The sequence below is a fragment of the Leclercia sp. GHBNCSD genome, from assembly GCF_055805075.1.
In genome coordinates, this window is sequence record NZ_JBQVYO010000001.1 from 624,561 (window position 1) to 649,100 (window position 24,540).

Genomic DNA, 24,540 nt, shown 5'->3' on the forward strand with positions numbered 1-24,540 from the left:
CCAGCAATATTTTGCATTCAACCATCAGGAATTGACATGTTCAGAAAGGATTTCGTTTTGCCTGTCAGCGTAACCGCAGTTGCGCTGTGCGCTTTCCCGGCGCAGGCCGCCCCGCTTCAGGCGACGCAATATGCGGATTTCGATCGCTACGTGCTGGCGCTCTCATGGCAATCTGGTTTTTGCCAGAGCCTGCATGACCGCAACCGCGCAGCGCCAGATGAGTGCCGCCTGCAAAAAGAGCGTGACGACAAAACGACGATCCTCACCGTTCACGGCCTGTGGCCGGGCTTGCCGAAATCTATCGCCGCCCGCGGCGTCGACGATCGCCGCTGGATGCGCTATGGCTGCGCCACCCGCCCCATTCCCAATATGCCGGAGGCAAAAGCCAGCCGTAAATGCGACGCCGCCGAGACCGGCCTGTCGCTGACCGGTGCCGCGAAGCTAAATGAGGTGATGCCCGGCGCAGGCGGCAACTCCTGCCTCGAACGTTACGAATATGCCAAACACGGCGTCTGCTTTGGGTTCGATCCCGACGCCTATTTCGGCACCATGGTGCGCATGAACCAGGAAGTCAAAGCTAGCCCGCTGGGGCAGTTCCTCGCGGCCAACTACGGCAAAACCGTCACCCGCAGCGCCTTTGACGCCGCCGTCGCCAGAAGCTGGGGGCCGACAACGGTGAAAGCCGTCAAGCTCAGCTGCAGCGGTAATCCGGCCTATCTCACGGAAGTACAGCTTTCCCTCACCGCGGCCAGCATCAACGCCCCGCTGGCAACCTCCTCATTTGTGCCACAGCCGCATCCGGGCAACTGTGGCAAACAGTTTGTGATCGACAAAATCGGTTACTGAGATATTACCCTTTTCGCGCGTCCGGGCGGACCAGGTCAAAGCGTTGATCCTCGCTAATGGCGAAGTACACCGTCGGGCCACCGGCGCGCAGCACCGGCTGGGCTTTCGCCGTCTGATAGATCCCGTCCTGCAGCAGGTTTTCGTCAATGTGGATCCCCACCACTTCCCCCAGCACCAGCCAGGTATCGATCGAAGCGCCGCTGGCGGCAGTCAACTGGATACACTGTGACAGGCGGCACTCAAAATTGACCGGACTTTCGGCGACGCGCGGCACCTTCACCAGCTGGCTCTCCGCTTTAGTCAGCCCGGCACGTAAAAATTCATCCTCCCCGTGCGCGAGGCTGGCAGAGGTCTCATTCATGGCGCTGGCCAGCTCACGGGTGGTGAGATTCCAGACAAACTCCCCGGTCTCGACAATATTGCGAACGCTGTCCTTCCAGCCGGTGCTGGCAAAACCGATGATGGGCGGATGGTAATTAAAACAGTTGAAGAAGCTGTAGGGCGCCAGATTGGGGCGTCCTTCAGGATCGCACGAGGCAATCCAGCCAATCGGACGTGGGCCAACAATGGCGTTAAGTGGATCGTGCGGCAGGCCGTGTCCCTGGGAAGGTTGATAAAAGTACATAGCGCTCTCTGAACAGGTTTGGAATGTAAACCGGCAGGCACGGATTACGCTTCGCTCATCCCCCTGCCCCAAGAGGATCAGCGTAACGCAATCCGTATGAAATGAAGAATGAATATGTGTCGTTTATCGACGCTTATCAGCGGCGCTCACTTTGTAAGGGCGCATAAAAAGGATAATCCAAATCGGCGAACGATCACGTTTTTCGTACAAAATTCATACTATAGAGGCAGATGACAGCCTGGAACTCAATCCACACCATGAATGTGACAGCCATCACTTCAAACCCGGGCGCAGACTCAGTATTATCAGTTATCGTTAAACCCTCGCTACCGGATGGCGAGGGTTTTCTTTTGGCATCTTCTGCGGTTGTCGCAGCATTAACGACATGGAGTAAATAATGTCCAGACCCACCATTATCATTAACGAACTCGATGCTGAACGTATCGACCGCCTGCTGGAGCAACCGGCCTTTGCATCGCTACCCGTCGCAGATGCCCTGAACGCTGAACTGGATCGTGCCCAGATGTGTGCCCCGCAGGACATGCCGTCTGACGTGGTCACCATGAACAGCCAGGTGAAATTCCGCGATCTGACCACTGGCGAAGTGCGTACCCGCACGCTGGTCTACCCGGCGCAGATGACCGACAGCAGCACGCAACTGTCGGTCCTGGCACCGGTGGGGGCCGCGTTGATTGGCCTGCGTACCGGCGACACTATCCATTGGGAACTGCCAGGCGGTACCGCCACGCATCTGGAGGTGCTGGAACTGCTCTGGCAGCCTGAAGCAGCAGGCGAATACCTGCGCTAAGCCCATCTGAATAAGCGTTTACGCGCTTAACCCAGAGGATGCCCGGGCATCCTCTTTCCGGCCTTCCGCTATCAGATCACGCCGCCAGGCATAGGGTTGACCAGCCCCGTGACCCGCTCTTTTGCCACTTCCGCGCTTTGTGCACCAGGCACCAGAATAATTTTCCGGCACTCTTCCTGACGCTTATCAAAGATCTCATATCCGCGAGCCGCCTCTTCAAACGGCATATAATGGGTGACGATCTCTTCAGGCGTGAGCAGCCCCTGCTCGATCAGCGGCAACAGTTCACCCAGCCAGGCATGAACGTCAGTCTGCCCCATTTTAAAGGTGAGCCCTTTGTCAAAGGCATCGCCAAACAGGAAACCATGAATAAAGCCGGCATAGACGCCCGGCACGCTGACGATCCCACCGCGCCGTACCGCAGCAATACACTGCCGCAGGGCTTTACCGCTGCTGCCCTCGAGCTTGAGGTTGGTCAGCACCGTTTCCGTGGTGCTCCCTTTCGCCTCAAAACCTACCGCATCGATAACAGCATCCACCCCACGCTGACCCCGGGTCTGCTCAATGATTTTTTCTGCGGCATCGTCGTCGCGATCGAAGTTAATGGGGATCGCGCCGTAACGATCCTGGGCGAAGCGCAGTCGGTAGTCGTGATGATCGACGATAAAAATCTGCTCGGCCCCGAGGTAACGTGCGCAGGCAACGGTCAGGAGGCCTACTGGCCCGGCGCCAAATACCGCGACGCTGCTGCCCTGAGTGATCTGGGCATTTTTGGCGGCCTGCCAGGCAGTGGGCAGGATGTCCGACATGAACAGGGCCTTATCATCTGACAGCAGCGGCGGCACCTTAAAGGGGCCGACGTTGCCTTTTGGCACGCGGACATATTCCGCCTGGCCGCCGGGCACACCACCGTAAAGATGGCTATAGCCAAAAAGCGCAGCCGGAGGTGGGATCTGTTTTTTATTCAGGGAGGCGCCGCGCCCGCTGTTGGTATTTTCACAGGCGGCATAATGCTGCAGGCGGCAGAAAAAGCAGTCGCCGCAGGCAATCACAAAGGGGATCACTACCCGATCGCCCTTAGCGAGGTTTTTCACCTCTCGGCCGGTCTCCACCACTTCCCCCATAAACTCATGGCCGAAGATATCGCCATGTTCCACCTTCGGGATCTTCCCATGATAGAGATGCAGATCAGAACCGCAGATCGCGGTGGCGGTGATGCGCAGGATAATATCGTCAGCTTGCTCGATGGCCGGATCGGGTACCGTTTCAACCTTAACGTTATGTGGGCCATGATACGTCAATGCTTTCATTCGACCTCCGGATTCAGAGAAAAAATGCGGGTTTACCTTAAAAGGGTAGCCATCAGCGGGGATATACCGGGAAATTGCACGGCTTTGGGATTATTCCTGGCTTACAAGCGCGACGATATTAAAAAATGCCTGCCAGCTATCAGAATTTGCTTATATTTTGTGTTTGAATGGAATAAGCGTAAATAAACAGGGAGAAACGGGTATGTACCAGACGATTATTATGCCGGTGGATGTTTTTGAGATGGAATTGAGCGACAAGGCGATTCGCCACGCTGAATTCCTGGCGCAGCAGGATGGTATTATTCACTTACTGCATGTTTTACCGGGCTCGTCCACCTTCGGATTGCATCGCTTTGCCGCCGATATGCGCCGCTTTGAAGAGCATATCGAAAAAGAAGCACAAGCCCGGCTGCAGACCATGATCGGCCACTTCAGCATCGACTCCTCACGTCTCAGAACCCATGTCTGTTTTGGTCACGTGCGTGACGTCGTGAATGAGATGGCCAGCGAGCTGAAGGCCGATATCGTGGTGATCGGGTCGCGTAACCCGTCAATCTCCACCCATCTGCTGGGGTCGAACGCCTCCAGCGTGATCCGCCACGCCTTTGTGCCGGTGCTGGTCGTGAGATAAAAAAAAGAGGCTACCCCAGGGTAGCCTCTTTACAGTGCAGGTGTTGTCTTACGTTCTTATGCTGTTTTGGTACGAATCAGATGATCAAAGGCGCTCAGTGACGCTTTCGCCCCTTCGCCAGTGGCGATGATGATCTGTTTGTACGGTACGGTGGTGCAGTCGCCCGCCGCAAATACGCCCTTCACGCTGGTCTCACACTTGGCGTCGATGATGATCTCGCCCATGCGATTACGCTCAATGGCGCCTTCCAGCCAGGTGGTGTTCGGCAGCAGACCAATCTGCACAAAGATCCCCGAAAGCTGAACGCTGTGTACGTCACCGCTCACGCGGTCGCGGTACTCAAGGCCGGTCACTTTACTGCCATCGCCTGTCACTTCGGTGGTCTGCGCGTTCAGGATGATGTCGACGTTGTTCAGGCTGCGCACTTTATCCTGCAGGACCTGATCGGCTTTCATCTCTGGCGCAAACTCCAGCAGCGTGACGTGCTCCACGATACCGGCGAGGTCGATGGCCGCTTCCACACCGGAGTTACCGCCACCAATTACCGCCACGCGTTTGCCTTTGAAGAGCGGGCCGTCGCAGTGCGGGCAGTAGGTTACCCCTTTGGTGCGATACTGTTCTTCGCCAGGCACGTTCATGTTGCGCCATTTGGCACCGGTAGCAATGATCACGCTGCGCGCTTTCAGCACGGCACCAGATGCCGTTTCAATCTGGTGGAAACCGCCTTCCTGCGCTGCCGGCACCAGTTTGCTGGCGCTCTGGCTGTCGATCACATCCACTTCATATTCGCTGACGTGCGCTTTCAGGGCGCCAGCCAGTTTCTGACCTTCGGTTTTAGGCACGGAGATATAGTTTTCAATATCCACCGTATCCAGTACCTGGCCGCCAAAGCGTTCGCCCATCAGACCGGTGCGAATACCTTTACGGGCAGAGTAAACCGCAGCCGCCGCACCCGCCGGGCCGGAACCGACAATCAGCACGTCATAGGCATCACGCTTGTTCAGCTCTTCTGCTGCACGTTTTTCCGCGCCGGTATCCACTTTAGCGACGATTTCAGCCAGCGTCATACGACCCTGACCGAACTCTTTACCGTTCACAAACACCGCCGGAACACCCATCACGTTACGATCGGTGATTTCGTTCTGGAACACCCCGCCGTCAATGGCGGTGTGTTTGATGCGCGGGTTCAGCACCGCCATCAGGTTCAGCGCCTGCACCACGTCCGGGCAGTTATGGCAGGAGAGCGAGTAGTAGGTTTCGAATTCAAAATCACCATCCAGGTCGCGGATCTGCTCAAGTAATGCCTGCGCTTCCTTCGACGGATGACCACCGGTCCACAGCAGGGCCAGTACCAGTGAGGTAAATTCATGTCCCAGCGGAGAACCGGCAAAGCGCGGCCCCTGGGTCGAACCTGGGTTGGTGATCAGGAAAGAGGGTTTACGCACCGCAAGGGTGTTGTCTTCCTTAAAAGTGACCTTTTCGGACAGGTCGGCGATCTCCGCCAGCAGTTCCTTGATTTCTGCCGATTTAGCGCTGTCATCCAGCGTGGCAATCAGCTCAACAGGTTTGGTCAGCTTCTCAAGGTAGGCTTTGAGCTGGGTTTTCATATTTGTGTCGAGCATTCTTTATCTCCTGCTTAAAAAACATCATCATGCAAGCGGCCTAATCCTGGCTGCCTGAGTGCAACTTGCATCATGGTGCTGGAATGAAATGGGCGCGGATGCGCCCATTGAATGCCGGGTGGCACTTCGTTTACCCGGCCTGCGTTTTGTAGGCCTGTGCAAACGCAGCGCCGCCGGGCATTGCAAACGAATCTCCAAAGTGGTTCGCGTCAGAGCAAGGCGGCTAGCCTGTGAGTCCCCGGGAGCTTACATAAGTAAGTGACCGGGGTGAGCAGGCGACGCCAACGCCGCTATGGCGCGAAATACGACGGAAATTTAGATTTTGCCAACCAGGTCCAGGGACGGAGCCAGAGTCGCGTCGCCTTCTTTCCATTTCGCCGGGCAAACTTCGCCTGGGTGAGAAGCAACGTACTGAGCCGCTTTCACTTTACGCAGCAGGTCAGATGCGTCACGGCCGATGCCTTCAGCTGTAACTTCTACCGCCTGGATGATGCCCTGCGGGTCAACGATGAAGGTACCACGGTCTGCCAGACCCTGATCTTCACGCATGTTGTCAAAGTTACGGGTCAGGGCGCCAGTTGGGTCGCCGATCATCGCATATTTGATTTTCGCGATGGTTTCAGAGCTGCTGTGCCATGCTTTGTGCGTGAAGTGGGTGTCAGTAGAGACAGAGTAGATATCTACGCCCAGCTTCTGGAACTCGCTGTAGTGGTCAGCAACGTCACCCAGTTCAGTCGGGCAGACGAAGGTGAAGTCAGCTGGATAGAAGAAGAAGACGCTCCAGCGACCTTCGGTATCTTTCTCGGTAACTTCGATGAATTCACCGTTTTTGAACGCCTGGTTTTTGAAAGGTTTGATTTTGGTATTAATTAAAGACATCTGTACTTCCTCCGTGTTTTCGTTGAGGTGTAAGGTACCGAACTTTGCCGATCCGGGCTAATGCGTTTGCATTATCAAATCAATCAGCGATACCTAACAACCTTTCACAAGAAACTGCGTGAACTAAAAAAGTAAAAAGGCCGCCTTGACGGCGGCCCTGATACCTGAGCTACCCGGGGGTAACATCAGTGCCAGCCGAAGCTGGCGATGTGTTGCGCTCTACATGACCTTTAGTCAGGCCGTGACAGCAAAGGGGATTACACCACCCCCTCAACGAAAGGGCAATTCGCTGACAGGGTAATAATACCTATGGCTGTGATAGGTTTTACCGAACCCGCGCTTTGCGAGTGATTTTATAGGGGATCATGGATAAGCCAGGCGCAGCGGCCACGCTGGCGCGCTGTTATACGAATAGCCAGAATGAATTACAGCAGGTGGCCAGCCTGGCGAATAAGGAACAGCTTAATAGGATGATGAGTAAGCCTTAATACCTGACTGGCAGCGTAATAGCAACGCTTTTGCCCGCCTTTTTATGGTGAAAATTACTATAATAATTGTTCGGCCTTTATTTAATTAATTTGCAGCCATGATATATTAAGTTGAAATTTAAATTATCTTAAGTTATCCGATCAAATGGATGATGAATGGCAAACTTACTTCTATAGTTATTATTTATATGATAATGCCATTCAGAGAGCTTACTCAGGACGAATCATGGCTAACCTTTACGATTTGAAAAAATTTGACCTTAATCTGTTGGTGATTTTTGAGTGCATTTACCAGCATCTCAGTATCAGCAAAGCAGCAGAAACGCTATTTATTACCCCCTCTGCGGTGAGCCAGTCACTGCAACGATTACGTAATCAGCTGAACGATCCGCTGTTTATCCGCTCCGGTAAAGGCATCTCCCCGACGACGGTGGGGGTCAATTTACATATGCATCTCGAACAAAATCTGAATAGTATCGAGCAGACGATCAATATCATGCATGGCTCGGCGCTGAAGAAGAACTTTGTTATCTACTGCCCGCAGGTCATGACGAGAGGCCCATTGATCGCGTCGATGAAACTGTTGATGCGTGAGCATAATTATGAAATTGAATACCACGACATGCTGCTGGCGGCCGACTCGGCGGAAGACCTGTTAGCCTACCGTAAAGCTGACCTGGTCTTCTCTTTCGCCCCGATAGCCAACCGGTCGATTGTCTGCACTCGCTACCTCGATTTACCCGTGGTGACGGTGTGTCGTCAGGATCACCCGCGCATCGGCTCGGTTGCCACTCAGGAAGAACTGAGTAAGGAAAAATACACTTTCTTTATGAGTGATGAACCGGGCGTTAAAGTCTTTCAGATGCAGGCAGAAAACTCGTTTCCGGACAGGAAAATCGCTTTCCGCTGTGACTCCTTTTTTTCACTGATTATGATGGTAGGTTCATCAAACTTACTCGGCTTTATGCCTGAGGCGGTATATGAACAGTATCGTGAGGCATTTAATCTGAAAAAAATTGAGGTCCCTTTTACCTTACCCACCCTGAATGTTTATATGCTGTATAACCGCACGGCATTAAATAGCAGCGTATTCTCTACTTTTGTCGAGCAAGTGAGTGCCGAGGGTTTTCAGTATGAGTAACAAGGTCTGATGGGAATTGAATCACACTGTTAATACTATTACAAAATAAATACGCAGAAATTATTTTATAATTCTGCGTATTAGAACCCACTGATTTATATTTATTTTATTATAATTTGTTCAGCTGTTCTGCCGCCGCCAGTAATGTCGTCTCCTGCTTGGCAAAACAGAGGCGAATAAGTTTATGCGGGAACGGGTCAGCACAGAATACCGACAGCGGGATCGCCGCCACCCCTACCTCTTTGGTTAACCATTGGCAAAAACTGACGTCATCCAGATCGGAGATTGCACTGTAGTCCGCCAGCAGGAAATAGGTCCCTTCGCAGGGCAGAATTTCCAGACGACTTTCACTCAACGCCCCGATAAAGCGATCCCGGCGGGCGCGATAAAAGTCCGGCAGCTCACGGTAGTGTTCCGGCTGGTGGCGCAGCATATCGGCAATTGCCAGCTGTGCCGGGGTATTGACCGCAAACGTCAGGAACTGATGCACCTTACGCAGTTCGGCGCTGATCGCCGCAGGCGCCACGCAGTACCCCACTTTCCAGCCGGTCATATGGAACGTTTTGCCAAAAGAGGAGACGGCAACGGCCCGCTCGCGCAGCTGCGGATGCGCAAGCACGCTGGCATGCCCCGCCTCTGCAAAGCAGATATGCTCGTACACTTCATCGCTCAGCACATAGATTTCGCGTTCCGCAATGGCCTGCCAGAGCACGGCAAAATCCGCCTGCCGCCATACCGTCGCAGAGGGATTGTGCGGCGTGTTCAAAATAACCAGCCGGGTTTTCTCACTGAGCAGTGCCGCGAAGGCCTGCCAGTCCGGGCGAAAGTGCGGCGGCTGGAGCGCCACGCGCTTTACCACCCCACCCGATAACGCAATCGCCGGGGCATAGCTGTCGTAGCTTGGGTCAAAGCAGATGACCTCGTCGCCGGTACGCACCAGGGCGGTGATTGCGGCGTAGAGGGCCTCAGTCGCCCCGGCGGTGACGGTGATGTCGCTATTAGCATCCGGTTGATAGCCATACAGTTCCGCGGTTTTATCGGCAATCGCTTCGCGCAGCGGTTGCGCCCCCGTCATCGGCGCATACTGGTTCGCACCGTTCGCCACATGCCAGGCCAGACGTTGCTGAAGGTAGTCCGGGCCATCGAAATCGGGAAAACCCTGCGACAGATTTATGGCGTTGTATTGCTGCGCCAGAGCGCTCATTTGCGTGAAGATCGTGGTGCCGAGAGCCGGAAGTTTGCTGTCTGGAATCAAGGGGTTATTACGCATGTCGACGGACCTGTATGTAATACATATGTTGCTGCCACTATAACACGATGCTAGTATTTGGCAATCAAGACGCTTAGACGTCTAAACCATAATGATATTCCTGGCCGAAGAGGTAAGAAGGAAGATGACAGACGACCTGCGACTCACAGCCCTGGTGGATGCCTGCCACTGGATCGGCGCCAAAGGCTGGGCGCCAGCCACCGGGGGCAATATGTCCGTGCGGCAGGATGAGACCTGGTGCTGGCTCAGCGAATCCGGCAAAGACAAAGGCAGCCTGACGACCGCGGATTTCCTGCAGGTTGAAATTGCCACCAACCGCGCCCCTTCCGGGCGTAAGCCTTCCGCAGAAACTGGCCTGCATACTCTGATTTATCGCCTCTTCCCGGAGGCCAATGCGGTGCTGCATGTGCATACGGTCAACGCCACGGTGCTCTCCCGGCTGGTGAAAACGCCGGAGCTACGCCTCAGCGGCTTTGAGATGCAGAAATCACTCCGCGGCCAGACCAGCCACCTCGATACGGTGCCCATCGCCGTGTTTGATAACGACCAGGATATCGACGCCCTGGCCTCGCGAATCGCCCATTACGCCCGGGAGCGCCCGCTGAATTATGGTTTTCTTCTGCGCGGTCATGGCTTAACCTGCTGGGGACGCGACGTGGCCGAAGCCCGGCGTCACCTTGAAGGCCTCGAATTCCTGTTCGAGTGCGAGATGCGTTTACGACAACTGGAGAGAGTATGATTCGCGCGATTGTGACGGATATTGAAGGCACCACCAGCGATATTCGTTTTGTCCATAATGTCCTGTTCCCCTATGCGCGCGAGCGGCTGGCGGCCTTTATCAACGCCCAGCAGTATGCCGAACCGGTCAACACCATTCTGGACAATCTGCGCGAAGAGATTGCCCGGCCGCAGGCCAGCACCCGGGATCTAATTGAGACCCTGTTCGCCTTTATGGATGACGATCGCAAATCGACAGCGCTCAAAGCGTTGCAGGGGATCATCTGGCGGGAGGGTTACGTCAACGGTGACTTCACCGGCCATCTCTATCCGGACGTTCTGCCCTCTCTCGAAAAATGGAAAGCGCAGGGCATTGATCTCTATGTTTATTCCTCTGGCTCCGTGGCGGCGCAGAAACTGTTATTTGGCTACAGCGACGAAGGTGATATTACTCATCTGTTCAGCGGCTATTTTGATACCCACATAGGTGCCAAGCGCGAGGTAGCGTCTTATCAGAATATTGCGGCCCAGATTGGCGCAGCCCCCTCGCAGATCCTCTTCCTGTCGGATATTCATCAGGAGCTGGATGCCGCGGAACAGGCCGGTTTCCGCACCCTGCAGCTGATTCGCGGCGATGAGGACGGGGCCAGCCATCACCATCAGGTGCATCAGTTTGACGACATCAATCCGGAGCAGATCCCTTCATGAGCGCATTGACCATTTATTCAGATAAAGAAGCCAGCCAGCCGGAGTGGCACAGCACCGACGCTGAGGCGATCCAGCAGCAGTTGAACGCCCGCGGCGTCCGCTTTGAGCGCTGGGAAGCCGACCGCGATCTGGGCCGCGATCCGTCGCCGGAGACGGTGATTAATGCCTACCAGCACGCCATCGATAAGCTGGTGGCGGAGAAGGGCTACCAGAGCTGGGATGTCATCAGCCTGCGCGCAGATAACCCGCAAAAAGAGGCCCTGCGGGCGAAGTTTCTCAATGAACACACCCACGGCGAAGATGAAGTGCGTTTCTTTGTTGAAGGCGCCGGGCTGTTCTGCCTGCACATTGGCGACCAGGTCTGTCAGGTGTTATGCGAGAAGAACGACCTGATCTCCGTTCCCGCCGGTACGCCGCACTGGTTTGATATGGGCTCTGAGCCGAACTTTACCGCGATCCGGATTTTCGATAACCCGGAAGGCTGGGTGGCGCAGTTTACCGGGGATGCGATTGCAGATAGCTATCCGAGATTGCCGTAGCACCGTGCCCTGCCCGGCGGCGCTGCGCTTGCACGGACCTACAAACGGTTTGCAGGCCGGGTAAGCGTTAGCGCCACCCGGCATTATTCAGACCGCACCCTTGCCAAAAAATCCCTTCGCCACCTCTTCCGGCCGTACCACGCCCGTATCCAGCACCCACCCACTTATCAGTGACGCTGGCGTGACGTCGAACGCCGGGTTATAGACCTGTGCGTCAGTGGGCGCCCACTGTACCGCACCGAAGCTCCCCGCCACGCCGGTCACCTCCCGGGCATCGCGCTGTTCAATGGGGATCGCCTCCCCGTTCGGGCAGTTCGGATCGAGCGTGGTTTGCGGGGCAGCCACATAGAACGGAATACCGTGGAATTTCGCCAGTACCGCCAGGGAGTAGGTGCCGATTTTATTCGCCACATCGCCGTTAGCGGCAATGCGATCCGCCCCCACCCACACCGCGTCCACCTGGCCTTTGGCCATCAGGCTGGCGGCCATTGAATCGGTGATCAGACTATACGGCACGCCCAGCTCACCCAGCTCCCAGGCCGTCAGCCTGCCGCCCTGCAACAGCGGACGGGTCTCATCCACCCAGACGTTGCTGACCTTGCCCTGCTGATGGGCAAGGGCAATCACCCCCAGCGCGGTGCCCACACCGGCGGTCGCCAGGCCACCGGTATTGCAATGGGTGAGCAGGCGGCTGCCGGGCTTCACCAGCGCGCTGCCTGCATGGGCAATCGCGTCGCAGAGCTGCTTATCTTCGTCGATCAGGCGCAGCGCCTCTGCCACCAGCGCCGGGACAAAATCCTCCTGCCACAGCGCCTGTTTCATACGGTCGAGATTGTTCATCAGGTTGACCGCGGTCGGACGCGAGGCGCGCAGCGTCTCCAGCGCCACCGCCAGTTCATCCCGGCTATGGCCGTTTTCCGCCAGCAGCGCCAACAGCAGGCTGGCAGACAGGCCAATCAGCGGCGCGCCCCGCACGCGCAGGGCGTGAATATGCCCTACCAGCGCCTCTACCGTTGTCGCATCCAGCCAGCGTTTCTCCTGCGGAAGCGCCTGTTGGTCGAGAATAAATAGCTGATTTTCCGTCACCCGCAGGCTGGTCGTCTGTAATCTCTGCATGTCGTTAATTCTCTGTTGCGTTGTTGTAGCACATTGTGTCAGGATAAAATTCAGATGTATAGACGTCTAAATGTCTTTATTACCGGAACAGATGAGGAACAAGCAATGTCGCAATACCATACCTTTACCGCTCAGGACGCCGTAGCGTATGCCCAACAGTTTGGCGGCCTCGACGATCCCGCCTCGCTGGTAGAGGCGCAGGAGGTAGGCGACGGTAACCTCAATCTGGTGTTTAAAATCTTCGATAACCAGGGCGTCAGCCGCATCATCGTAAAGCAGGCCCTGCCCTACGTGCGCTGCGTGGGAGAGTCCTGGCCGCTGACGCTGGATCGCGCCCGCCTCGAAGCGCAAACTCTGGTGGAGCACTATCAGCACAGCCCGCAGCATACGGTCAAAATCCACCACTTCGACCCGGATCTGGCGGTGATGGTGATGGAAGATCTCTCCAGCCATAAGATCTGGCGCGGGGAGCTGATTAACAATGTGTTTTACCCTCAGGCGGCACGTCAGCTGGGGGAGTACCTGGCTCACGCCCTGTTCCACACCAGCGATTTTTACCTGCACCCACAGACCAAAAAAGCGCAGGTGGCGAAGTTCCTCAACCCGGCGATGTGCGAGATCACCGAAGATCTCTTCTTCAACGATCCGTACCAGATCCACGCGCGTAATAACTACCCGGCGGCGCTGGAAAGTGATGTGGCCGCCCTGCGCGAAGATGCCCAGTTGAAAATTGCCGTCGCCGCCCTGAAACACCGCTTCTTCTCCCAGGCCGAAGCGCTGCTGCACGGCGACATTCACAGCGGCTCGATTTTTGTCGCCGAGGGCAGCCTGAAAGCCATTGACGCCGAGTTCGGTTATTTCGGCCCGATTGGATTTGATATCGGTACCGCCATCGGCAACCTGCTGCTGAACTTCTGCGGCCTGCCGGGCCATCTGGGCATCCGGGATGCAGCGGCCGGGCGTGAACAGCGCCTGATCGATATCCAGCAGCTGTGGAATACCTTCGCGGAACGTTTCCAGGCGCTGGCAACGGAGAAATCCCGCGATGCGGCGCTCAGCGTGCCGGGTTATGCCAGCGCGTTTCTGAAAAAGGTCTGGCACGACGCCATTGGCTTCTGCGGCACCGAGCTGATCCGCCGCAGCGTGGGCCTGTCACACGTGGCGGATATCGACATCATCCGTGATGACGAGATGCGCCACGAATGCCTGCGCCACGCCATTACGCTCGGTAAAGCGTTAATCGTCATTGCCGACCGTATCGACAGCGTGGATGAGCTGGTGGCGCGGGTGCGTCAGTACAGTTAGGTGCGGTCTGTTTGCCCGGTGGCGCTAACGCTTACCGGGCCTACGATTCGAATGTAGGCCGGGTAAGGCGAAGCCGCCACCCGGCAAAAACTCAACCTAAATACTCAATTACCGACAGCCCGCCGTTGTAGTCGGTGCTGTAGATAATCCCCTGGGCATCGACAAACAGATCGCAGGACTGGATCACCAGCGGGCGGTTGGGTCGCGTATCCATCATCTTCTCCGGTGCGGCGGGCACCAGCGCCCCGGTTTCCACCGGACGATAGGGATCGGAGATATCATAGGCGCGCACCCCGGCGTTCTGGTAGGTGGCAAAAATCAGCGTTGAGCTGACGAAGCTCCCGGGGCGGTTCTCATGCAAATTGTGCGGCCCGAAGTGCGCCCCTTTCGCCACATAATCCCGCTCGTTTGGCTGCGGGAAGGTGGAGATACTCACCGGGTTCGACGGCTCGCGAATATCAAACAGCCAGATCAGCTTCTCCCCATCCTCCTGATTGTCGAGCACCGCTTCGTCCAGCACCACCAGCAGATCCCGGTCCGGCAGCGGCAGCGCGGTGTGGGTGCCGCCACCAAACGGCGGGCTCCAGTTACGATGGCTGATCAATTTCGGCTGGCTGCGATCCTTTACATCCAGCAAGGTCAGGCCGCCGTCGCGCCAGCTGCCGTAGGCAGTATCCCCGGCGATGATGGCGTGATGCAGGGCGTAGCGTTTGCCTTCCGGCCAGTTGGGGGTCTCCCCTGCCGCCTGGTTCATCCCCGGCAGCCACCAGCGCCCCGCCACTTCGGGTTTGCGCGGGTCCGCCAGATCGATGGTCAGGAAAATGTAATCGGTAAAGCCGTCGATCAGCGCCGAGACGTAGGCCCAGCGTCCGCCCACGTACCAGATGCGGTGAATGCCGATGCCGCTTAGCGACAGGAAGCTGATTTCCCGCGGTTTATCCGGAGTGGAGATATCAAAGATGCGCAGCCCGGCGCTCCAGCCTTTGTCCTGCACGTCGCTGACCGTCTCCCCCACCTGGCGGGTGTAGTAGACCTTTTCGTCAGCAAAGCGGGCATCGGCAAACAGATCCCGGGCGTTGATCACCAGCAGCAGATCGTCATGGGCCTGCAGATGCACGTTCCAGGTGCCCGGCGGTGCAGGCACATAGCCCGCCGCCTTCGGGTTCTTCGGATCGCGCACGTCGACGATGGAAAAGCCCTGCGACACCATATGCCCAATATAGGCGAAGCCGCGATGCACCATCAGCTGCACGCCGTCCGGGCGTCCGCCCTGGTCGCTGTGGCCGATTAAGCGCATATTGCGGCTGTATTCGGGGGTGGGTAATGCGGTCACGCAACCTCCTGTTGCCCGGTGGCGCTGCGCTTACCGGGCCTACTGTCCGTAGGACGGGTAAGGCGCAGCCGCCACCCGGCAAAGTTTATTTAGCCTTCGCTTCCAGCGTCGCGAACCATGGGGCGATAAAATCGTCGGTCTGGCCCCAGCCTGGAATGATTTTGCCTAAAGAGGCCACGTTCACCGCACCCGGCTGGGCCGACAGCAGCGCCTGCGGAATAGCCGCGGCTTTAAAGTCATAGGTCGCAGGCGTCGCTTCTCCGGCAATTTTATTGGCGATCAGACGCACGTTCGTCGCGCCAATCAGCTTCGGATCGACCGCCACGCTCACCACCCACGGGCTGCCCGCTTCGCGCATCAGCTGCAAATCCTGGTTGGAGATATCGATGCTGTAGAGTTTGATCTCGGTGCGGCCATTCTCTTTCAGCGCTTTATAAGCGCCCTGGCTGAAGGCATCCCAGGTGCCCCAGATAGCGTCGATCTTGCCTTTCGGGTATTTCGCCAGCACCGCGCCCACCTTGTTGGCGGTGTCGCCCTGCACATCGGACGATACCGCCCCGATGGACTCCAGCTCGTTGATGCCCGGGTTCGCCTTCAGCAGCGCCTGGTAAGCGGTCTGACGGCGCTCCATCGGCGGGAAGCCCGCCACCCATAGCTTGATGATGTTAGCCTTGCCGTTGAAATCCTTCACCAGTTGGCCGAACGAGAGGTTGGTCAGGGAGGCGTCATCCTGCTGGGTCACCGTCACGCCCGGGATCTCGCCGTTAACCGCGGTATCAAACACCGCCACCTTGATCCCGGCATCCACCGCCTTTTTCACCAGCGCGGTGGAGTACGGGTCACGCCCCTGAGAGAGAATAATCCCGTCATACTTCTGGCTGATGGCCTGGTTAACGAAGTCCTGGAATTTGGCATCGTCGCCGTTGCTTAAAAAGGTGCTGACCTTAAAGCCGAGCTTTTTCCCTTCCTGAATCGCCCCGGCCACAAACTGGGTGGTGTTGTCGTCGGAGCCGAGGTTGCGGATCACCGCGATGCGGATCTGCCCCTCATGGTTGGCAATCGCCGCCGGCACCGGCGCAGGGGTCGCCGCATTGCCCGGCAGTGAACTCAGTAATCCCAGCGTCAGCAAAGAGAGTGCAACTTTTTTCATTCTGTTATCCCGTTGTGTTGTTAGCGTTTTTGTACGTACGTCATCGCCAGTGCCACCGCAAGCACCAGCCCTTTTATAATGTCCATGGCGTAATAGGGTACCGAGAGCATCACCAGCCCGTTGGAGAGCACCCCGAGGATCACCGCCCCCACCAGGGTGCCCAGCGCGTTCGGTTTACCGGAGCCCGCCAGCGAAAAGCCGATCCACGCCGCCGCCACCGCATCCATCAGATAGCCGCCGCCGGCATTCACCTGCGAGGAGCCAATGCGCGAGGCGAGCAGAATCCCGCCCAGCCCCGCCAGCAGCGAGGCGATCACATAGGCCGCCACCTTGTAGCGGGTGGTGCGGATCCCGGACAGGCGCGCCGCCTCCGGGTTACCGCCAATGGCGTACATCCGGCGACCGTGGGTGGTGAGCGACAGCCCCAGCTGCGCCAGCAGCGTCACCGCCAGCATGATAATGACGATGGTCGGCACCTGCCCCAGCGCGCCAAAGGCTGCCGGAATGGTCCCCTCCGCCATGTCGCCGCTCGGCAGGACCATGTTCTCGGTGATCGACCCGCCGTAGCTGTAGGTCATCGCCACCCCCTGGATCACAAACAGGCTGGCAAGAGTAGCGAGCATGTCGGGAATGCGCAGAATGACGATTAAAAAGGCGTTAAACAGCCCCACCAGGGTGCAGAGCGCCAGAGTGATGAGAATCGATTCGGTGGTGCCGAAGCCGTGCCAGACGAAGAGCGAGATCACCAGCGCATTCGCCAGTGACGCCGTCGAGCCCACCGAGAGGTCAAACCCGCCGATGGTCAGCGAGATGGAGACCCCGACGGCAATCACCGTCACGATGGCAATGGAGCGCAGAATGTTGATGATGTTGTTGGGGTCGAGGAAGTTCTCCGACGCCAGGCCGAAAATGGCCACCAGCGCGACCACCGTCAGCAACATGCCCCATTTATAGAGAAAATCGAAAATGTGCTGACGGCCAGACACCGCCTCGTTGACTGAAAGGGCCTTGCTCACGACGCCGTTCCTCCGGTTGAATAATAAAGTAATGTCTCTTCCCGGGCGCTTGCCCCGTCCACTTCCGCCACGATGCGCCCGTCCCACAGCACGCAGATGCGGTCACACAGCCCCACCAGCTCAGCGAACTCGCCCGAGGCGTAAATCACCCCTTTGCCTTCCCGCGCCAGGCCGTCAATAAGCTGGAACAGATCGGTTTTGGCCTTCACGTCCACCCCTTTGGTGGGCTCGTCGAAGATCAGCACCTGGGCGTTACCGCGCAGCCACTTGCCAATCGCCACTTTTTGCTGGTTGCCGCCCGACAGACGGCGCAGTACCTGCCCTGGCCCGCGGGTGCGCACCCCCACCCGGGCGATCACCTCTTCGGCCCAGCGCCACGCCTGGCGATGACCAAACAGGCTCCAGCGTGAAAAGGAGTTATCCGCTGACACAGCCAGGTTCATGCTCACCGGCTCATCGATAAAAATGCCCTCTTTACGCCGCTCCTCAGGCACCAGCGCCAGCCCGCGCAGCACGGAGTCTGCCGGGTCGCGCGGCGTCCACGGCTGCTGGTTCAGCTCGCCCTTCGCCACCTGGCTTTTGGTCGCGCCAAAGAGCGCCTTGCAGAGCTCGGTTTTTCCGGCCCCCGCCAGCCCGGCGATACCGAGAATCTCCCCCTTACGCAGATGCAGGGAGATATCCTTCAGCAGCCCTTCGTCGTGCAGCCCTTCCACCCGCAGCAGCGTTTCGGCGCTGTGCTTTGGTCGCGCAGGGGGGTAGATATCGGTCAGCGCATGGCCGAGCATCTTCTCGACAATCGCCTCCCCACTGAGATTCGCCATCGGGCCGGACTCAATCAGCTTGCCGTCGCGCAGCACCGTTAAGGTGTCGCAGATCGCCTTCAGCTCATGGATGCGGTGGGAGATAAAGACCACCCCGATCCCCTGCTGTTGCAGGCGGCGCACAACCGTGAACAGCCGCTCGCTTTCGTGGGCATCCAGCGGCGCGGTAGGTTCGTCGAGAATAAGAAAGCGGCAGTGATGGGAGAGCGCCCGCGCCAGCAGGATCTGCTGCTTTTCTGCCAGGGTGCAACTGTCGATGGAACGTCGCACGTCGAGGGAGACGTCGAGCTGCGCCAGCGCCTGCCGGGCCTGCTCCCGCATCGCGCCCCAGCGAAAGCGGTGTCCCGGCTGCGCCAGATGGTCGAGCATGATGTTTTCTGCGATGCTGAGGCCGGGGATCAGCGCCACGTCCACCTCCTGCTGCACCAGGTGGATACCCAGCTGTTTGGCCTCCACCGGCTCACGAATGATGACGGGCTGATTGTTGATGCTGATTTCGCCCGTATAGTGGGCGTGCGTCCCGCACAGAACCGCCATCAGCGTGGATTTCCCGGCGCCGTTCGCGCCCGTGAGCGCGTGCACCGATCCGCCCGTCAGGGTGAAATCCACCTGCGACAACGCCTGAAAGCCAGAAAAAGCCAGGCTGATGCCGCGCATCTCGAGGCGACTGGTTATCATCCGCTGCAATCCTGTATTAATCTTTTGATTTATAGAATTTTTCACAGCACTGGCTGGCTGGCAACGACGGAAAAAGCATAAGATAAAGCAAAATAGTATTAGCCATCCGGATGTCCAGACATAACATCAGGTTAGCGCTTCGCAAAAAGGAAACCCTCATGAGCAACACTGACATCCGCGTCGTTCCCGGCCCGGCAAACTACTACTCCCACCGCGGCGCTCTGGCTCGCCTGGACGATTTTTTTACCCCGGAGCAACTCTCCCGGGCGGTATGGATCTACGGTGAACGCGCCCTGGCCGGGGCCCGACCGTTCCTGCCGGACAGTTTTGACGCTGCCGGAGCAAAACGGCTGCTCTTTAAAGGCCACTGCAGCAAGCGCGATGTGAATCAGCTTGCAGAAGCCTCCGGCGCGGATCGCAGCGTGGTGATTGGCGTCGGCGGCGGCGCGCTGCTGGATACCGCTAAAGCAATGGCCCGCCGTCTGGGTCTGCCGCTGGTGGCTATTCCCACCATCGCGGCCACCTGCGCGGCATGGACCCCGCTGTCGGTGTGGTACAACGACGCCGGGCAGGCGCTCCATTTTGAGATCTTTGACGATGCCAACTATCTGGTGCTCGTCGAGCCCGAGATCGTCCTCAACGCCCCGGCAGAGTACCTGCTGGCGGGGATCGGCGACACGCTGGCGAAATGGTATGAAGCGGTGGTGCTGGCTCCAGAGCCCGAACACCTCCCGCTGACGGTGAGGCTCGGCATTAACGGGGCGCTGGCGATCCGCGACGTGCTGCTGGCGCACAGCGAGCAGGCGTTAGCGGACCAGACGCGGCGCGAGGTGACGCGTGAGTTTCATGACGTGGTGGATGCCATTATCGCCGGTGGCGGCATGGTCGGCGGGCTCGGGGAGCGCTACACCCGCGTGGCGGCAGCGCATGCGGTGCATAACGGCTTAACGGTGCTGCCGCAGACCGCGCCATTCCTCCACGGCACCAAGGTGGCATACGGGATCCTGGTGCAGAGCGCCCTGCTCGGCCAGGACGAGGTGCTGCGCGAGCTGGTCGCGGCCTACCAGCGCTTTAACCTGCCCACCACCTTGCGTGAGCTGGAGGTTGACATCCATAATCGCGAGGCGCTGGACCGGGTGATCGCCCACACCCTGCGCCCGGTAGAGTCGATCCACGCCCTGCCGATCGCCCTGACGCCGGAGGTGCTGCGCGCCGCATTTGAAAAAGTGGAAAACTTCAGCCACCCGGCGCATTGACGCCGGGAACTGGCCCTCTATACCTAATGATGATCATCACCACTCTCGTAACGAGGTCATCATGCAGATCGACTTAACAGGTAAAAAGGCGCTGGTAACCGGTGCCAGTCGTGGGTTAGGCCGTGCCATTGCGCTCTCCCTGGCACGCGCCGGCGCCGATGTCGTTATCACCTATGAGAAATCCGCCGATAAAGCCCAGGCCGTCGCGGATGAGATCCGCGCGCTGGGGCGGCGCGCCGAGGCGATCCAGGCGGACAGCGCCAGCGCTCAGGCGATTCAGGATGCCGTCACCCAGGCGGCGCGCAGCCTCGGCGGGCTGGATATCCTGGTGAACAATGCCGGGATTGCGCGCGGTGGTCCGCTGGAGACGATGACCCTGGCGGACATTGATGCCCTTATCAACGTCAATATTCGCGGGGTGGTGATCGCCATTCAGGAGGCGCTGGTTCACATGTCCGACGGCGGGCGCATCATCAACATCGGCAGTTGTCTGGCGAACCGCGTTGCCCAGCCCGGCATCGCCGTTTACTCCATGACCAAATCGGCGCTCAACTCCCTGACCCGCGGGCTGGCGCGCGATCTCGGCCCGCGCGGGATCACCGTCAACCTGGTTCACCCTGGCCCAACCAACAGTGACATGAACCCGGAAGATGGCGATCAGGCCGCCTCCCAGCGTCAGCTTATTGCCCTCGGGCACTATGGTCAGCCAGAGGATGTCGCCGCCGCGGTGACCTTCCTTGCCAGCCCCGCCGCCGGGCAGATCTCCGGCACCGGGCTGGATGTGGACGGCGGGCTGAACGCCTGACGCCTGCTCGCAGTTTTGATGTTAGCCTCTGTCGTCCGGCAGAGGCGTTTTCGACCCGCCTCGACAAACTTACTTTTGCCGCTTTTTCCGCTCTTCTCCTCGCCCTACAGTACCCCATAAGACATTCGGAATTTATCTAATAGTCTTATTATTTCCTTATATTTCGTGTGGGCGTACAGTGGAGGTACGGATGAAGATTGTCTGGTCAAAAACCGCGGAGAAACAGTTAGCGAAAATCGATCCCCGCTATCGCTGGCGCATTGCACGCAGGCTGGCGAGTCTGGATGACCATGCCGCTCCCGTGGCGGATATTAAAAAATTGTCCTCACCCGAAAACCACCATCGATTGCGGGTGGGTGATTACAGGGTCATCTACACCCTTGAGAATCAGCAAAGTGATACCTGTTATGTGGTATCCGTTAAGCGTCGAACAACAACCACCTATCTTCATGAGGAGCAGATGGAATATGACTGTGCAGTTGATTAAGGATGAAGAGGGAAAAACGCAATATGCCGTCATTCCGTACAGGGACTATCTTCGCATGCGCTTAGCCATGCTGGAGCAGGATGACGACGATGAAAGCGAATGGGAAGACATTCCATACGAATCAGATATCTACGATAATGTTGGCTTGCCGGGAGAGGTCTGCAACGTAATGCATAGCGAAAATGTCAGCCTGCAGGCGGCCTGGCGCATCTACCGCGGTCTGTCCCAGCAGGAGGTGGCCGACAAGCTGGGCATCAGCCAGTCCGCCGTATCACAGCTGGAAGCCGTGGATTCCCGCCCGCAAAAACGCACCCGCGAAAAGCTGGCGGCCATTTATGGCTGTAAGCAGGAGCAGATCAGCCTCTACTTACCGAAAGAGGGTTAACAGCACTTCGCGCCGCCTTTACCGCCGTAGCGGGCATCCTGGCGATCGCGGAAAAACGCCTCGTAGGTCATCGGCGTCTGGTCAGGATGGTTGACGCGCATATGCTCGACATAGTTGTCGTAGTCCGGCACGCCGATCATCATTTTTGCGGCCTGCCCTAAATATTTACCGGCTTTTGACAGGGTATCGAACATCGCTCTTCTCTCACAAAAAAGGTAGGCCGGGTAAGCGCTAGCGCCACCCGGCACACAGGTTAATGCGCCCCTTTCGCCTGGGTCACAATCTCTTCATAGTTGGCCGGCATCGGCTCATACGGCGTCTCTTTCGCGGTAGGTTTGTCCTGTTTCAGGGCGGCCAGCGCGGTCTTCAGAGAATAGAGCGCCAGCACCACAACCACCACCATAAAGAAGATGGTCAGCCCGGCATCCAGACGGTTGTTAAAGACCAGCTGCGAGAGCTGGGACTCGGTATACTGCGCCGGGATCTTGCCGCTGTCGATCATCGCCTGGAACTTGTTGGCGATGGCCAGGAAGCCCACTTTGGCATCGCTGCTGAAGGCTTTCTGCCAGCCTGCGGTCAGGGTACAGATCAGCAGCCAGGCGGTTGGCACCAGGGCGACCCAGGCGTAACGCTGACGTTTCATCTTGAACAGCACCACCGCGCAGAGCATCAGCGCCATACCGGCCAGCATCTGGTTAGCGATACCGAACAGCGGCCACAGGGTGTTGATGCCGCCCAGCGGATCGACCACCCCCTGATGCAGGAAGTAACCCCACGCCAGGACGCAGAGCGCCGTCGCCAGCAGGTTCGCAGGCAGCGATTCGGTGCGTTTGAGGCCGGGGGAGATCACCCCCAGCAGATCCTGCAGCATAAAGCGCGCCGCACGTGTCCCGGCATCCACCGCCGTCAGGATAAAGAGCGCTTCGAAGAGGATGGCGAAGTGATACCAGAACGACACATCCATCAGACCGCCCAGCGCGCCGTGCAGAATGTAGGCCATGCCCACCGCCAGGGTCGGCGCACCGCCCGCGCGGGAGATAATCGACTGCTCGCCTACCTCGTTGGCAATCTGAGAGAGAGTATCCGGGGTAATGCTAAAGCCCCAGCCGCTGACCACCTGGGCCGCAGAGGCCACCACGTCCGCCGTACCGGCAGGCGCCAGCACCGCAATCGGGCTGTTCATCGCAAAGTAGACGCCCGGATCGATAATGCAGGCGGAGACCAGCGCCATGATCGCCACGAAGGACTCCATCAGCATGCCGCCGTAGCCGATAAAGCAGGCCTGGTTTTCATTCGCCAGCATCTTCGGCGTGGTGCCGGAGGCGATCAGGGCATGGAAGCCAGAGACCGCGCCACAGGCGATGGTGATAAACAGGAACGGGAACATATTGCCGGACCAGACCGGACCTGTGCCATCAATAAACTTCGTCACCGCCGGCATGGTCAGGGTCGGGCGCATGATCAGAATGCCAATCGCCAGGCCAACAATGGTGCCGATTTTCAGGAAGGTGGAGAGGTAATCGCGCGGAGCCAGCAGCAGCCACACCGGCAGCACCGCCGCTACAAAGCCATAGCCCACCAGCATCCAGGTCAGCTGTACGCCGGTATAGTCAAAGTATGGCGCCCAGGTTGGGCTCTCGGCCACCCAGCCGCCGGAGATAATGGCGAAGACCAGGAAGACCAGGCCAATCACCGACACTTCGCCGATGCGCCCCGGGCGCAGGTAGCGGATGTAGATCCCCATAAAAATTGCCAGCGGAATGGTAAAGGCGACGGTATATGTCCCCCACGGGCTGTGGGTCAGGGCTTTCACCACGATCATCGCCAGCACCGCAAGGATGATCACCATGATCATAAAGCAGGCCACCAGCGCAATCACCCCGGCGGTCGGGCCCATCTCCTCTTTTACCAGCTCGCCGAGGGAACGCCCGTCGCGGCGGGTGGAGACGAACAGCACCATAAAGTCCTGCACTGCGCCTGCCAGCACCACCCCGGCGAGGATCCAGATCATCCCGGGCAGGTAGCCCATCTGCGCGGCCAGCACGGGCCCCACCAGCGGCCCGGCCCCGGCGATAGCGGCAAAGTGGTGACCGAACAGCACTTTTTTATCGGTTGGCACATAGTCCAGCCCGTCGTTATGGCGCACCGCTGGCGTCATGCGCGTCGGGTCAACCGAGAGGACGTTATGGGCAATAAACTTGCCGTAAAAACGGTAGGCAATCAGATAGATACAGACCGCTGCGACGACTATCCACAGCGCATTGATCTGTTCACCGCGGTTGAGGGCGATATAGCCCAGCGCAAAGGCACCCACCACGGAGAGCCCTGCCCATATGAGGTATTTCCCTGAGTTATTCATGATATGGTTTCCATCATCGCAGAAGTGAGATGTTACATTTTGTATCTATAACACTCGCTTAAGATTTAACAACTCAACCACACGTAAAAACAGACATCCAACCAGTCATTTACATAACATTGTTAAGCCGATCACTTTCACCCCGTCCCGCGGCGGAGGACCTTAATTAAAACAGGGCTCAGCGCTGAAATGCCACCCGGCAAACAGCCGCATCGAACCGTAGGCCGGGTAAGCGCAGCGCCACC

24 protein-coding genes are annotated in these 24,540 nt (G+C 57.9%); 12 read left to right on the plus strand and 12 right to left on the minus strand.

What is annotated here, in order from left to right; all coding sequences use genetic code 11:
• Positions 1-36: 36 nt before the first annotated feature.
• The gene (gene rna / locus ACT3IC_RS03115; RefSeq protein WP_220435596.1) at positions 37-846 is read left to right on the plus strand and encodes a ribonuclease I; all 810 of its coding nucleotides are present in this window, start codon (positions 37-39) and stop codon (positions 844-846) included.
• 4 nt (positions 847-850) lie between these two features.
• Here rna and ACT3IC_RS03120 read toward each other — a convergent pair whose 3' ends face one another.
• A complete protein-coding gene (locus ACT3IC_RS03120) occupies positions 851-1,471 on the minus strand; it encodes a flavin reductase family protein (RefSeq protein WP_473476141.1) in 621 nt (206 codons plus the stop codon).
• A 397-nt stretch (positions 1,472-1,868) separates the two neighbouring features.
• Here ACT3IC_RS03120 and rnk point away from each other — a divergent pair, with 397 nt between their 5' ends.
• The gene (gene rnk, locus ACT3IC_RS03125) at positions 1,869-2,279 is read left to right on the plus strand and encodes a nucleoside diphosphate kinase regulator (RefSeq protein WP_103178653.1); all 411 of its coding nucleotides are present in this window, start codon (positions 1,869-1,871) and stop codon (positions 2,277-2,279) included.
• 71 nt (positions 2,280-2,350) lie between these two features.
• On the opposite strand, the gene ACT3IC_RS03130 is transcribed toward rnk, so the two are convergent.
• Positions 2,351-3,589, minus strand: coding sequence for a zinc-dependent alcohol dehydrogenase (locus tag ACT3IC_RS03130; RefSeq protein WP_159339297.1), 1,239 nt, complete (start codon positions 3,587-3,589; stop codon positions 2,351-2,353).
• Positions 3,590-3,791: 202 nt separating this feature from the next.
• Here ACT3IC_RS03130 and uspG point away from each other — a divergent pair, with 202 nt between their 5' ends.
• Positions 3,792-4,220: a universal stress protein UspG gene (gene uspG / locus ACT3IC_RS03135; protein ID WP_103178651.1), complete on the plus strand. Its 429-nt coding sequence runs from the start codon at positions 3,792-3,794 to the stop codon at positions 4,218-4,220.
• Positions 4,221-4,276: 56 nt separating this feature from the next.
• On the opposite strand, the gene ahpF is transcribed toward uspG, so the two are convergent.
• Both ahpF and ahpC read right to left on the minus strand, forming a co-directional pair.
• Positions 4,277-5,842 (minus strand): alkyl hydroperoxide reductase subunit F, encoded by a 1,566-nt coding sequence (gene ahpF / locus ACT3IC_RS03140; RefSeq protein ID WP_103178650.1) that lies wholly within the window; start codon positions 5,840-5,842, stop codon positions 4,277-4,279.
• Between the two features lie 315 nt (positions 5,843-6,157).
• On the minus strand, positions 6,158-6,721 hold the full coding sequence (gene ahpC / locus ACT3IC_RS03145) for an alkyl hydroperoxide reductase subunit C (protein ID WP_103178649.1): 564 nt from the start codon (positions 6,719-6,721) through the stop codon (positions 6,158-6,160).
• Between the two features lie 714 nt (positions 6,722-7,435).
• On the opposite strand from ahpC, the gene citR reads away from it, so the two are divergent.
• Entirely contained in the window at positions 7,436-8,350 is a 915-nt protein-coding gene (gene citR, locus ACT3IC_RS03150) for a DNA-binding transcriptional repressor CitR (RefSeq protein ID WP_103178648.1), read from the plus strand.
• A 109-nt stretch (positions 8,351-8,459) separates the two neighbouring features.
• On the opposite strand, the gene ACT3IC_RS03155 is transcribed toward citR, so the two are convergent.
• Positions 8,460-9,620, minus strand: coding sequence for a pyridoxal phosphate-dependent aminotransferase (locus ACT3IC_RS03155; RefSeq protein WP_263951174.1), 1,161 nt, complete (start codon positions 9,618-9,620; stop codon positions 8,460-8,462).
• A 124-nt stretch (positions 9,621-9,744) separates the two neighbouring features.
• Here ACT3IC_RS03155 and ACT3IC_RS03160 point away from each other — a divergent pair, with 124 nt between their 5' ends.
• From ACT3IC_RS03160 to ACT3IC_RS03170, 3 genes are read left to right on the plus strand one after another with little or no spacing between them, the layout of a single operon-like run.
• Positions 9,745-10,359: a methylthioribulose 1-phosphate dehydratase gene (locus ACT3IC_RS03160; protein ID WP_263951175.1), complete on the plus strand. Its 615-nt coding sequence runs from the start codon at positions 9,745-9,747 to the stop codon at positions 10,357-10,359.
• The gene (gene mtnC, locus ACT3IC_RS03165) at positions 10,356-11,045 is read left to right on the plus strand and encodes an acireductone synthase (protein ID WP_263951176.1); all 690 of its coding nucleotides are present in this window, start codon (positions 10,356-10,358) and stop codon (positions 11,043-11,045) included. The genes ACT3IC_RS03160 and mtnC overlap by 4 nt, the downstream gene beginning before the upstream one ends.
• On the plus strand, positions 11,042-11,584 hold the full coding sequence (locus ACT3IC_RS03170; protein ID WP_156654082.1) for a 1,2-dihydroxy-3-keto-5-methylthiopentene dioxygenase: 543 nt from the start codon (positions 11,042-11,044) through the stop codon (positions 11,582-11,584). Before mtnC ends, ACT3IC_RS03170 begins: the two co-directional genes overlap by 4 nt.
• A gap of 87 nt (positions 11,585-11,671) precedes the next feature.
• Here ACT3IC_RS03170 and mtnA read toward each other — a convergent pair whose 3' ends face one another.
• Positions 11,672-12,700 (minus strand): S-methyl-5-thioribose-1-phosphate isomerase, encoded by a 1,029-nt coding sequence (gene mtnA / locus ACT3IC_RS03175; RefSeq protein WP_103178643.1) that lies wholly within the window; start codon positions 12,698-12,700, stop codon positions 11,672-11,674.
• Between the two features lie 105 nt (positions 12,701-12,805).
• Here mtnA and mtnK point away from each other — a divergent pair, with 105 nt between their 5' ends.
• A complete protein-coding gene (mtnK, locus tag ACT3IC_RS03180) occupies positions 12,806-14,005 on the plus strand; it encodes an S-methyl-5-thioribose kinase (protein WP_473476149.1) in 1,200 nt (399 codons plus the stop codon).
• Between the two features lie 91 nt (positions 14,006-14,096).
• On the opposite strand, the gene ACT3IC_RS03185 is transcribed toward mtnK, so the two are convergent.
• The 4 genes from ACT3IC_RS03185 to ACT3IC_RS03200 form a co-directional block, all read right to left on the minus strand.
• Entirely contained in the window at positions 14,097-15,338 is a 1,242-nt protein-coding gene (locus tag ACT3IC_RS03185) for an LVIVD repeat-containing protein (RefSeq protein ID WP_473476151.1), read from the minus strand.
• Positions 15,339-15,423: 85 nt separating this feature from the next.
• Positions 15,424-16,488: a sugar ABC transporter substrate-binding protein gene (locus tag ACT3IC_RS03190; RefSeq protein WP_473476153.1), complete on the minus strand. Its 1,065-nt coding sequence runs from the start codon at positions 16,486-16,488 to the stop codon at positions 15,424-15,426.
• A 20-nt stretch (positions 16,489-16,508) separates the two neighbouring features.
• Positions 16,509-17,504, minus strand: a complete 996-nt coding sequence (locus ACT3IC_RS03195) for an ABC transporter permease (RefSeq protein WP_103178639.1) — start codon at positions 17,502-17,504, stop codon at positions 16,509-16,511.
• On the minus strand, positions 17,501-19,003 hold the full coding sequence (locus tag ACT3IC_RS03200; RefSeq protein WP_103178638.1) for a sugar ABC transporter ATP-binding protein: 1,503 nt from the start codon (positions 19,001-19,003) through the stop codon (positions 17,501-17,503). The genes ACT3IC_RS03195 and ACT3IC_RS03200 overlap by 4 nt, the downstream gene beginning before the upstream one ends.
• A gap of 158 nt (positions 19,004-19,161) precedes the next feature.
• Between ACT3IC_RS03200 and ACT3IC_RS03205 the strand changes: the two genes are divergently transcribed.
• From ACT3IC_RS03205 to ACT3IC_RS03220, 4 genes are all read left to right on the plus strand, one after another.
• Entirely contained in the window at positions 19,162-20,259 is a 1,098-nt protein-coding gene (locus tag ACT3IC_RS03205) for an oxidoreductase (protein ID WP_156654078.1), read from the plus strand.
• 61 nt (positions 20,260-20,320) lie between these two features.
• Positions 20,321-21,064 (plus strand): SDR family NAD(P)-dependent oxidoreductase, encoded by a 744-nt coding sequence (locus ACT3IC_RS03210; RefSeq protein ID WP_103178636.1) that lies wholly within the window; start codon positions 20,321-20,323, stop codon positions 21,062-21,064.
• A 190-nt stretch (positions 21,065-21,254) separates the two neighbouring features.
• Positions 21,255-21,551 (plus strand): type II toxin-antitoxin system RelE family toxin, encoded by a 297-nt coding sequence (locus ACT3IC_RS03215; protein ID WP_103178635.1) that lies wholly within the window; start codon positions 21,255-21,257, stop codon positions 21,549-21,551.
• Positions 21,532-21,936 (plus strand): helix-turn-helix domain-containing protein, encoded by a 405-nt coding sequence (locus tag ACT3IC_RS03220; RefSeq protein ID WP_114315653.1) that lies wholly within the window; start codon positions 21,532-21,534, stop codon positions 21,934-21,936. Before ACT3IC_RS03215 ends, ACT3IC_RS03220 begins: the two co-directional genes overlap by 20 nt.
• On the opposite strand, the gene ACT3IC_RS03225 is transcribed toward ACT3IC_RS03220, so the two are convergent.
• On the minus strand, positions 21,933-22,130 hold the full coding sequence (locus tag ACT3IC_RS03225) for a YbdD/YjiX family protein (RefSeq protein WP_014169079.1): 198 nt from the start codon (positions 22,128-22,130) through the stop codon (positions 21,933-21,935). The genes ACT3IC_RS03220 and ACT3IC_RS03225 overlap by 4 nt on opposite strands.
• A gap of 59 nt (positions 22,131-22,189) precedes the next feature.
• A complete protein-coding gene (gene cstA, locus ACT3IC_RS03230) occupies positions 22,190-24,295 on the minus strand; it encodes a pyruvate/proton symporter CstA (protein WP_156654077.1) in 2,106 nt (701 codons plus the stop codon).
• Between the last annotated feature and the right edge of the window lie 245 nt (positions 24,296-24,540).